We start from the raw sequence: 1,517 nt of genomic DNA, 5'->3' as shown, positions 1-1,517 counted from the left end.
TGCTCAAGCCTTATTGTTGTTTTGTGGAAAGTTGTTTGTATTTTTTGCAGGCATCAGCTCGCTTTGCTTCCATAAACGGGTCGTTAGACATTTGACTTTCGAGAATCAATGCTGAGCAGTTTTGCTTTGCTTCAATCAGTTCAGTGTTATCTATTTTGGTTTTACTGGATGCGGGGGAGGAGGGCTGGATCATTGCGATGGTGGGTTTGAAGTTTGACGCAGCCTGACAGAACATTCTCACCATCGACTTTGCCTTATGGGCTGTATAGTTCTTGTGCTGGTGGGCCTGACAGATTTCAATAAATGCCGCTTTGGCCGCGAGAGTGCACCGAGAGAATTCAGTGATTTTCTGGTGCTTGTTCTGGCAGACGCTGCTATTTCGGATTCTCCATACCTGATGCTCAAAATAAATATCCTGTCCTTGGTGCTGGATAACCCGGCTCGTTATTTCAGCATTAGCATTTTCAATATAACTGTCAGTAATACTGCCTGACATTGCTGTAATGATTGTAGCCAGAGAGGTAGTAATAATATCCATATTGCCTCACTTCATTGAGCCTGCGGCAAGAGGGAGCAGGCCTTGATTAAAGCCGAAGGGAGAGATTAACTCCCCAGCTCCTTCAGTGTTTTATTGTTTTCTGCCACCCAGGCGGTAAGACCATTCAGGCTTCCACCTTTCACCAGAGAAGCAGCCGTGCTGGGGCTGCTGAATTCATAGTCTTCTGTGAAAACATAACAATCACCATCCAGTTTGATGATCGCTTTCTCAATTAGTCTGTCTCGATGCTTGAGAACGCCTGCTGAACAGGCCTTGTTGGGCACTTTGACGACTTGGGAGTCAGCAAAAACAGTGAAGCCATCCTCGGATCGTTTCCCTTCAGCCATCAAGCCTTTGCCTTTGCAGAAAAATATTTGATCAGCCTTATCATTTATCTTTCCCTTACCTTGGCTGACCTGGGACGACTGGGTCAGTACGGGAGCCGATAAATGATGAATGCCCAGCACTGGCAGGAGTTGCAACACCCTGTCGAAAAAAACGTCCATCTCCGCGCAATCAGCTTCAGGCAGTGAAGATCCACTGGACGCACTGTTCATCACAACCACTCGCTTGCTGTTGTGGGCCTGTTGGATCAGCTTTCCTTCGATGTAACGAATATGGGCTTTGGTCAGGTTATCGTCTTTGCTGACGAACGCTGATGTATGAACCCAGTAGTCCTTATCTTCATTTTTGGCGTGCTGCTTAAGACGACTGGATACGTCCTCTGCTTCACCAATGTAGATCTCAGGCTCATTTGAATCTGCATCAATACCAGAGAGCAGATAAACGCCCGGACTTTTAAGTTCCGGGCGGCTCAGAAAGTCATCAAGATCACTGCGGGGGCCAGCAATGGCCTTGCCTGACCAGTTTGAGATCTCTGCGGTACGGAGGCCAGTCGGGCTGCCCTTGACGAGGAAGAGTTTTATTGTGGCTGGTTGCATAAACTTAATCGAGAGGTCATTTTAAACCGGTGATTTCA

Annotated in this window: 2 protein-coding genes; both read right to left on the bottom strand. The window is 47.3% G+C overall.

Annotated features, from left to right (window positions below):
• Positions 1–10: 10 nt before the first annotated feature.
• Positions 11–538: a hypothetical protein gene (locus KDK19_RS04925; RefSeq protein WP_257291465.1), complete on the bottom strand. Its 528-nt coding sequence runs from the start codon at positions 536–538 to the stop codon at positions 11–13.
• A 65-nt stretch (positions 539–603) separates the two neighbouring features.
• Complete coding sequence (locus KDK19_RS04920) at positions 604–1,479, bottom strand: GIY-YIG nuclease family protein (protein ID WP_257291464.1); 876 nt, start codon at positions 1,477–1,479, stop codon at positions 604–606.
• Positions 1,480–1,517: the final 38 nt, after the last annotated feature.

The sequence above is a fragment of the Endozoicomonas sp. ONNA1 genome, assembly GCF_024606325.1.
Classification (GTDB): domain Bacteria; phylum Pseudomonadota; class Gammaproteobacteria; order Pseudomonadales; family Endozoicomonadaceae; genus Endozoicomonas_A.
The sequence above is the reverse complement of the archived record's forward strand: the minus strand, read 5'-3'. Positions and strand labels throughout refer to the sequence as shown.

What these genes read in the sequence shown, in the direction of transcription:
- KDK19_RS04925 (WP_257291465.1), bottom strand. Translation starts at nt 538, where the DNA reads ATGGATATTATTACTACCTCTCTGGCTACAATCATTACAGCAATGTCA.
- KDK19_RS04920 (WP_257291464.1), bottom strand. Translation starts at nt 1,479, where the DNA reads ATGCAACCAGCCACAATAAAACTCTTCCTCGTCAAGGGCAGCCCGACT.